The following is an 8,054-nucleotide window of genomic DNA, read 5'->3' on the forward strand; positions in this document are numbered from 1 at the left end:
GTGGATACCCTTGCCCTTGTAAGGCTCGGGAGGACGATGGCCGCGGATCTCAGCGGCGATCTGACCGACCTGCTGCTTGTTGATACCCTTGACGTTCACGTGGGTGTTGTCGGGAACCTCGAAGGTGATGCCCTCGGGAGCCTCGACGATCACGGGGTGCGAGAAGCCCAGGGAGAACTCGAGGTTCTTGCCCTTCTGCTGCACGCGGTAACCGACGCCGGCGAGCTCAAGCTTCTTCTCGAAGCCCTCGGAAACGCCAACAACCATGTTGTGGATGAGGGCGCGGGTGAGGCCGTGGCGGGCACGGGTCTCACGCTCGTCGTCGGGACGGGAAACGGTGAGGACGTTGTCCTCGACGTTGATAGCGAGCTTCTCAAAGACATCGAGCTCGAGCTGACCCTTGGGGCCCTTGACGACAACGTTGTTGCCGTTGACTGCCACTTCGACTCCGGCGGGAATCTGGACAGGCTTATTACCGATACGAGACACGGTGATCTCCTTTCCTTCTACCTACCGAGCGAATTACCAGACGTAAGCGATGATCTCGCCGCCGACGTTGTGCTTGCGAGCATCGCGGTCGGTCATGACGCCATGGCTGGTGGAAATAATGGCGGTACCAAGGCCACCGCGGACGCGGGGCATGTCGGCAACGCCGGTGTACTTACGCAGGCCCGGCTTGGAAATGCGGCGGATGCCGTTGATGACCTTAGCCTTCTTGGGACCATACTTAAGCGTGATGTGCAGAGTCTTCTGGGGAACGGTGTCCTCGACATCGTAGCCCTCGATGTAGCCCTCCTCGTGCAGAACACGAGCGATCTCGACGAGCTTCTTGCTGCTCGGCATGGAGACCGTGGCCTTGTTCACAGAGTTAGCGTTACGGATGCGCGTAAGCATATCTGCGATCGGGTCTGTAAGGTTCATACAGATTCTCCTTCGTTCTTGATGAACACGTGCTCTTGGTTCTTCGCCGCCCTTAACGGCAAAGCCTTTTTAGCGCGTTTTCCCTGTTCCAAACTGATGCTTGAAACGCTGGTAGTGACTTACCAGCTGGCCTTCTTAACGCCGGGAAGCTCGCCCTTGAGTGCAAGCTCGCGGAAGCAGACACGGCACAGGCCGAACTTGCGGTACACAGAGTGCGGACGGCCGCAGCGCTGGCAGCGCGTGTACTCACGAGTAGAGAACTTCTGCTTGCGATTGCACTTGACGATCATCGATGTCTTAGCCACTTATATCCTCCTCACATAGAGTATTGTTCGCCCCAAGCGCCGCCCCCTTGTGGGAACGGCGCTTATAGGGCAGGTGAACCTATTTCTTGAACGGGAAACCGAAGGCGTCCAGAAGGGCCTTGGCCTCCTCATCGGTATTGGCGGTGGTCACGAAAGTGATGTCCATACCACGCTGGTGATCGACGGAGTCGAAGTCGATCTCGGGGAAGATGAGCTGCTCGGTGACGCCCATGGAGAAGTTACCACGGCCGTCGAAGCTCTTGGCGGAGATGCCGCGGAAGTCGCGGATACGGGGGATCGCGACGGAGGTCAGACGATCGAAGAACTCCCACATACGGTCGCCACGCAGGGTAACCTTGCAGCCGATCGGCATACCAGCGCGCAGGCGGAAGGTAGCGATGGACTTGCGGGCACGGGTGATCATCGGCTGCTGGCCGGTGATGGCGCGCAGGTCGCGCACGGCACCGTCGATGGCCTTGGAATCGGTAGCGGCCTCGCCGACACCCATGTTCACGACGATCTTCTCAAACTTGGGGATCATCATGACGTTCTCGTACTGGAACTTATCCTGAAGCTGCTGCTTGACCTCGTTGTTGTACTTGGTCTTCAGACGCGGCACATACTTCTCTTCTGCCATTGTTCACTCCTTCTTGGGGTTTTAAGCACGGGGCGTGGCCACGATGGGTTGTCCTCGTGCCTCCTGACTGCATCCGCGCCGCTCATGGCATTTCGCGGTTTGGACTCGACGCAGCAGGAGCCGACAAAACAATCGGTACTATACGCGCATTGGGTGCGTATTTCCAGAAAAACCTCGTCTGCCTGCACAACTCCACAACTCCCCCGCACAAATGGGTCCCAACAAGCAGTTGCGGTGAAATAGGGACTGTTGGGCGGCCTAACAGGCTTAAACAATCCGTATTTCACCGCAACTTATTGGTGGGGATGCGATTAGCGCTTGCGGGGGACGAGCTTGGTGCGGCGCAGGTGGATCATCTCGGCGGCGATGGAGATAGCGATCTCCTCGGGGTCCTCGGCCTCGATGGCAACGCCGATCGGAAGGTGCAGCTCGCCGATCTGGTCCTGCGTAAAGCCTTCCTGCTCCAGGCGGGCACGCACAAAGGCCGTCTTGCGGCGCGAGCCCAGACAGCCCAGGTAGGCAGGCTTGGCGCGCATGGCCTGAATCACCACGTCGATATCGGACTTGTGACCCGCCGTGGCGACGACCACCAGGTCGCGCGGACCGATGGGGCACAGCTCGCTCAGGTTCTTGTAATCGACCAAGCGACGATCGTAGACACCGGGCACCCAATCGGGGGTCAGCGTGCCGGGGCGGTCGTCGCACGCCACGACGGCAAAGCCCGCCGCCGTGAGCACCCGCGCCGTCGCGGCGCCCACGTGGCCGCAGCCAAAGATATAGGTCAGGCCCTCGGGGCAGAGCGTCTCGATGTGCGCCGCGGGAATTTCGGAGGCGGCGTTGGTGTAGGTGACCTTACTCCCCTCCTCCACCAGCGAAAGCTCGGGGCAGCCGGCAATGGTATGGCGCGATGCCTCGCCATGGTACTCGACCACATCGCCCTCCAGGGCCTGAATGACAAACGGTTCAAAGTCGATGACGAAGTCGCCGATACGTCGATACGTCAAGACGTCGGCAATTTCCTGGAACAACGGTGCCTGGATCGCATCCAGATGCAGATAGCACAGGCAGATGGCTCCGCCGCAGATCATACCGGTATCGGAGTTCTCGCCGCCCATGGTGTAGCGGACCAGACGCGATTGCCCCGCGGCCAGCAGCTCTCGCGCCTCGTCCAGCGCAAAAAGCTCGATCTTGCCGCCGCCGATGGTGCCCGCCTGGCTACCGTCGGCAAAGACGGCCATCCAGGCGCCCACGCCGCGCGGCGACGACCCCGCCGTGCCGGCCACGACCACGAGCTCGCACGTCTCGCCAGCACGCAGGGCGACAAGCGCCGCATTCACAGCATCGAGCTTTTCCATTGCCGCCTTCTATCCTCTAAAGATATCGGTAAGCATAGCGAGTGCCTCGAGCACGCCGCCGCCGACCGACGTCGCCTTGTCCGAAATGTAGTTGATATAGCTGGCATCGCCGCGCGGATCGACATCGGCGCATTTAAAGCCCTCAGTCACCTGCACGCCGTTCGCCAAAAGCCCGCGCAGACAGCCATCGATCTGCGTGCACATGGGCGAATCGCCCGCGTAGCCAATCACGTCTCCGGCGCTCACGATGTCGCCGATCGCGCGGTCGGACCGAAACACGCCGGCGGCGGGGCTGTGGATAACGCGCTCTCTGCCATAGCCAGCGATAATGCCCGGCACGCCCGTGTTGGGTTGGGGCGAACCCTGGGTAATGACACGGCCCAGGAAATGCCCGCGCATGGTCTCGACCACGGCGTCGCAATCGACCGGCGCGGTAAAGCCCGGCCCCACGGCGATGACGGTAGGCGCCATGTCGCGCGTGGTGCCCAGGTTGCGCTTGGCCAGAATCGCGTCGACCACAGCCGCGGGTTTAAGCTCATCGAGCATCTTGGCCTGAGGGTCCACCACGACGGCAACATCCCCCGCTTGGGTAATCTCGAGCGCCTCTGCCGGCGTCTGCGCCAAGCGAGCGCGAATGCCCTCGACCTGGACCTCGCCCAGGCGAATAGCCTCGCAAAAACTGATTGTGCGGCGGATGCACGTGGGAACCGCGATATCGGCCATAACGACCGACACGCCGGCGCGCACCAAGCGAGCGGCGACACCCGTGGCGATATCGCCGGCGCCGCGAACATAAACGAGCATTCCCGGGGCACCTCCCTGTGCTACGGTTTGAGCAGAGCAAAAGCGGTTCGACCGCTACTCTGATGATTATTTATTATCACAGTATTATACGGCGGTGAACAGATGGAAACGGTTAGCGGCAATCTTGCCTCGGCGCTCAGGATCGAGCCGGGCATTACCGCGATTATCGGCAGCGGCGGCAAGTCGACGTTGCTCAAAACGCTGGGTCTTGAGCTCATGCGCGCTGGCGGCCGCGTGCTCCTCTGCACCACCACGCATATGCTTCCCGTTGCCGGCGTGCCATGGGACGGGTCGAATCGTCGCCTGGACGCCGCGCCTTGGAAGCCAGGTGCCCCACACGCCCCAGGCTGCACCTGCGAGGCCTGCGCGGGGCTTGCACGCGGAGGCATCTGCCAGGCAGGCATCTTGGACCCGGAGACAGGCAAGCTCTCCGCCCCCGCCGAGCCACTCGGCGAGCTGGCACAGCGCTTTGACTATGTGTTGGCCGAGGCAGACGGTAGCAAGCGACTCCCGCTCAAGGCGCATGCCGCCTGGGAGCCGGTAATTCCCGCCGCCACGGCAAACGTTGTCTGGGTCGTCGGCGCCTCGGGACTGGGCAAACCCGTCGCCGAGGTTGTCCACCGCCCCGAGCTCTTTTGCGAGCGTTGCGGCTGCGAGCTCACCGACACTGCCACCCCAGAGCGCGTCGCCCAGGTGCTCAATGCCGAGCTGCGGATGCTGAACCTCAACAATGCCCGCATCATGCTCAACCAAGTCGACACGCTCAGCGACCCCACGATGGCCGACCGCTTCGAGGCAGCTCTCGACCACCCCGTCGTCGCCAGCAGCCTCAAGTAGCCGGCCCCATCTCCTCAGTTGCGGTGAAATACGGACTGTTTGGCCGCCCGACGGCCGCAAACAGTCCGTATTTCACCGCAACTGAGGAGGGGACACGGCATCTTTGCTGCTAGCGGGGGACGTAGCGGCCGGGTTGGGCTCCAGTGGGCTCGCCGTCGCGTGCCACCAGCACGCCGTTCACAAACACGACCTTGGCGCGGCCATGTGCCCCAAAACCCTCGAGCGGCGTGTAGTCCACAGCTTGATGCTGTGTCGCGGCACTGATTGTCCAGCGCGCTTTGGGATCCCACACGCACACATCGGCATCGGCGCCCTCGGCAAGACAGCCCTTGCGCGGGTACATGCCAAACACGCGCGCCGGGTTCTCGCTCATCAAGCGGCACAGATCCTCGGGTCCCAGCTGTCCCTCAAAGCTCGTGGCAATCGCGACGGGACGATGCTCCACGCCGGGCCCGCCGTTGGGAATCGCGCGGAAATCGTCGCGCCCGCGGTCCTTTTGCCCGTGCAGGTTAAAGCTGCAATGATCGGTCGCAATCGTATCGATCTCGCCGGCCACAAGCGCCTCGCGCAGCGCGGCACGGTCGCCGGCATGGCGCAGCGGCGGGCTCATCACGTACTTGGCGCCCGCAAAGCCGTCCTCGCCCTGCTCCAGATAGCAGGTGTCGTCGAGCATCAGATACTGAGGGCAGGTCTCGACATAGATATTCTTCTGCCCGCGCGCCTTGGCCGCACGAATGGCCTCGAGCCCCAACTTGGTCGAAAGGTGCACCACGTTGACTGGGGCGTCGCCGGCCAGGTGCGCCAGATACAGCAGGCGGCTCACGGCTTCGGCCTCACACACGTCCGGGCGGCTGAGCGCATGCCCCTCGGGCCCATGAATCCCCTGCTCGTACACGCGCTTCTGCAGCTCATTCACCAGCGTACCGTTCTCGCAATGCACGCACAGTATGCCGCCAATACGCTTGAGCTCCTCGAGCACCTCGAGCGTCTCGGCATCGTCCAGGCGCAAATGATCGTAGGCAAAGTAGGTCTTAAACGACGATACGCCCGCCTCGCGCATAGCCGAAAGATCGGCGCGGTTGCGTTCATTCCACTCGGCGAGTGCCATATGAAAGGCGTAGTTGGCCGTGCAGGTTCCGTCGGCACGGCGATGCCACTCGGCCAAGGCATCGGGCATGGTCACGCCGCGATCAGCCGTCGCGTAGTCCACGATGGTCGTCGTACCGCCGCAGGCAGCCGCACGCGTGCCGGTCTCAAAGCTATCGGCCGTCCAGTCCATGCCGGTCCAGCACTGCATGTGCGTGTGCCCATCGATAAAGCCCGGGAACACCCAACAGTCCGTGGCGTCCTGGACGGTATCGTCCTCACCCGGCTCAATCGCCGCGGCAATCCGCACAATCTTGTCGCCCTCCATGGCAAGATCGGCGCGGCGAAGCCCCTGGGGCGTCACGAGCGCGCCGTTTTTGATGATGATCATGTTGCTCCTTATTGATTAATACAGTTGGCCACGCGATCAAAATACGAGCAGGCGGCGATATGCTCCGTTATGCGTTGCTGCCCCTTGGCGGTATCGACGTCCCACAGCTCGTAGGCACGCGCCTCGACCAGCACCACATCGGTACGGTCCTTGAGGATCGAACCGCCGCCGTCCTTGCCCTCAAGACGTATGAGCGCATCGAACAATTCCGCCGGAAAGAGCACCGGACTCGAAGGCTCACCGTTGCACGCAAGACGCGCCGGATGTTTGCGGCCACGCTCGTCAAATGCACGAACCATAGCCTCAAAAGAATCCAAACTCACGAGCGGCTGGTCGCCCGGCAAAAAGAGGCAACCTTTCCAGTTGCGTTCTGCCCCCCACGAAAGGCCGGCCTTAATGCTTTGACTGCGCAGCTCGCCATCGTGCAGCACGCACGGGCAATGCTTGTCCTCGCAAATCTGAGCGACCTCGGGCCAACGCGTCGAAACCACGACGTCAAAGCCCCGGGGAACCGAATCGATGGTCCGGGCAATCAGCGGCTCGCCATAGATATCGGCAAGCATCTTGTTAGAGCCAAACCGCTTGCCCTCGCCCGAAGCCATAATGACGCATCCAAGTTTCATGGTGATACCTCCCCTGAAACCATCGTACCCATAACTCGCGCCGCGGGCATCCACATCGAAAGCGCTTATCCCGCACGCCCGCGATGCAAAAAAGGGGCACCCCGCCGGTTGGCAGAGCGCCCCCTTTACATGGCTTACCTCAACCCGGCTTTAAGCCTGGAGCCAACGGGCGGTGTTGCGCTCGTCGAGGGCCTTGAGGGTAGCGGCGGGATCGGCAACCTTCTGCAGGAATATCATTGCAGCGATGGCGTACGGCTTGTAGCTGGCCTCCTTGTACATGCCCACGCGGTGCATGTCGAAGACGTCGGCGTTAACCTCGCCGTGCTCGCAGGAGACACCGGAGATGTCGGCGGGCAGCGGGTGCATAAAGATGGTGTCCTGGCCGTTGGCAGTCTTCTCCATGAGCTCGGTCGTGGAGCACCAGTCCTGATGGGTGGCGTTCTGGGCGAGCAGCTCCTTCTCGAGCGCAGCGATGCCGGCGTCGTCGCCCTCGGCGTACAGATTGGTACGCTTCTCCATTGCGGCAAACGGAGCCCAGCTCTTGGGGATCACGATGTCGGCGCCCTCGAAGGCCTCGGCCATGGTGTTGACCTGCTTAAAGGTGGTGCCGGACTCGGCGGCATAGCCCTTGGCGCGCTCGACGACCTCGGGCATGAGGTCGTAGCCCTCGGGGTGGGCCAGGGTGACGTCCATGCCAAAGCGGGGCAGCAGGCTGATCAGCGACTGCGGGCAGGACAGCGGCTTGCCGTAAGAGGGCGAATAGGCCCAGGTGACGGCAACCTTCTTGCCCTTGAGGTTCTCGAGGCCGCCAAACTCGTTGATGAGGTAGAGCATGTCGGCAGAGGACTGCGTGGGGTGATCGGAATCGGACTGCAAGGAGATGAGCGTGGGACGGTGATCCAGAACGCCGTCCTCGTAGGCCTGCTGGACAGACTCGGAGACCTCGGCCATATAGGCGTCGCCCTTGCCGATGTACATGTCGTCGCGGATGCCGATGACGTCGGCCATAAAGGAGATCATGGTAGCGGTCTCGCGGACGGTCTCGCCGTGGGCGATCTGGGACTTCTTCTCGTCCAGGTCCTGCAGCTCAAGGCC

The 8,054-nt window shown here is 62.2% G+C and carries 10 protein-coding genes; 1 reads left to right on the plus strand and 9 read right to left on the minus strand.

Annotated elements, in window-relative coordinates:
- The 6 genes from rplF to yqeB all read right to left on the minus strand — a co-directional run.
- On the minus strand, positions 1-489 hold a 489-nt coding region (gene rplF, locus ABHR76_RS08970; RefSeq protein ID WP_346977437.1), incomplete at its 3' end, for a 50S ribosomal protein L6.
- 33 nt (positions 490-522) lie between these two features.
- The gene (rpsH, locus tag ABHR76_RS08975) at positions 523-921 is read right to left on the minus strand and encodes a 30S ribosomal protein S8 (protein ID WP_006235262.1); all 399 of its coding nucleotides are present in this window, start codon (positions 919-921) and stop codon (positions 523-525) included.
- Between the two features lie 119 nt (positions 922-1,040).
- A complete protein-coding gene (locus ABHR76_RS08980; RefSeq protein WP_022094280.1) occupies positions 1,041-1,226 on the minus strand; it encodes a type Z 30S ribosomal protein S14 in 186 nt (61 codons plus the stop codon).
- Positions 1,227-1,305: 79 nt separating this feature from the next.
- Positions 1,306-1,863 (minus strand): 50S ribosomal protein L5, encoded by a 558-nt coding sequence (rplE, locus tag ABHR76_RS08985; RefSeq protein WP_006235260.1) that lies wholly within the window; start codon positions 1,861-1,863, stop codon positions 1,306-1,308.
- A gap of 311 nt (positions 1,864-2,174) precedes the next feature.
- Positions 2,175-3,218 (minus strand): XdhC family protein, encoded by a 1,044-nt coding sequence (locus tag ABHR76_RS08990; RefSeq protein WP_346964938.1) that lies wholly within the window; start codon positions 3,216-3,218, stop codon positions 2,175-2,177.
- Between the two features lie 9 nt (positions 3,219-3,227).
- Positions 3,228-4,022: a selenium-dependent molybdenum cofactor biosynthesis protein YqeB gene (yqeB, locus tag ABHR76_RS08995; RefSeq protein ID WP_196025270.1), complete on the minus strand. Its 795-nt coding sequence runs from the start codon at positions 4,020-4,022 to the stop codon at positions 3,228-3,230.
- A gap of 102 nt (positions 4,023-4,124) precedes the next feature.
- Between yqeB and yqeC the strand changes: the two genes are divergently transcribed.
- Complete coding sequence (yqeC, locus tag ABHR76_RS09000; protein ID WP_196025271.1) at positions 4,125-4,859, plus strand: selenium cofactor biosynthesis protein YqeC; 735 nt, start codon at positions 4,125-4,127, stop codon at positions 4,857-4,859.
- A 109-nt stretch (positions 4,860-4,968) separates the two neighbouring features.
- On the opposite strand, the gene hydA is transcribed toward yqeC, so the two are convergent.
- From hydA to ygeW, 3 genes are all read right to left on the minus strand, one after another.
- Entirely contained in the window at positions 4,969-6,336 is a 1,368-nt protein-coding gene (gene hydA, locus ABHR76_RS09005; RefSeq protein ID WP_196025272.1) for a dihydropyrimidinase, read from the minus strand.
- A gap of 8 nt (positions 6,337-6,344) precedes the next feature.
- Entirely contained in the window at positions 6,345-6,959 is a 615-nt protein-coding gene (locus tag ABHR76_RS09010; RefSeq protein ID WP_346964937.1) for a nucleotidyltransferase family protein, read from the minus strand.
- Positions 6,960-7,109: 150 nt separating this feature from the next.
- Positions 7,110-8,054: knotted carbamoyltransferase YgeW (gene ygeW, locus ABHR76_RS09015; protein WP_346977438.1), on the minus strand; the 945-nt coding region annotated here is incomplete at its 5' end.

Source organism: Collinsella aerofaciens (assembly GCF_039752985.1).
Classification (GTDB): Bacteria; Actinomycetota; Coriobacteriia; order Coriobacteriales; family Coriobacteriaceae; genus Collinsella; species Collinsella aerofaciens_BT.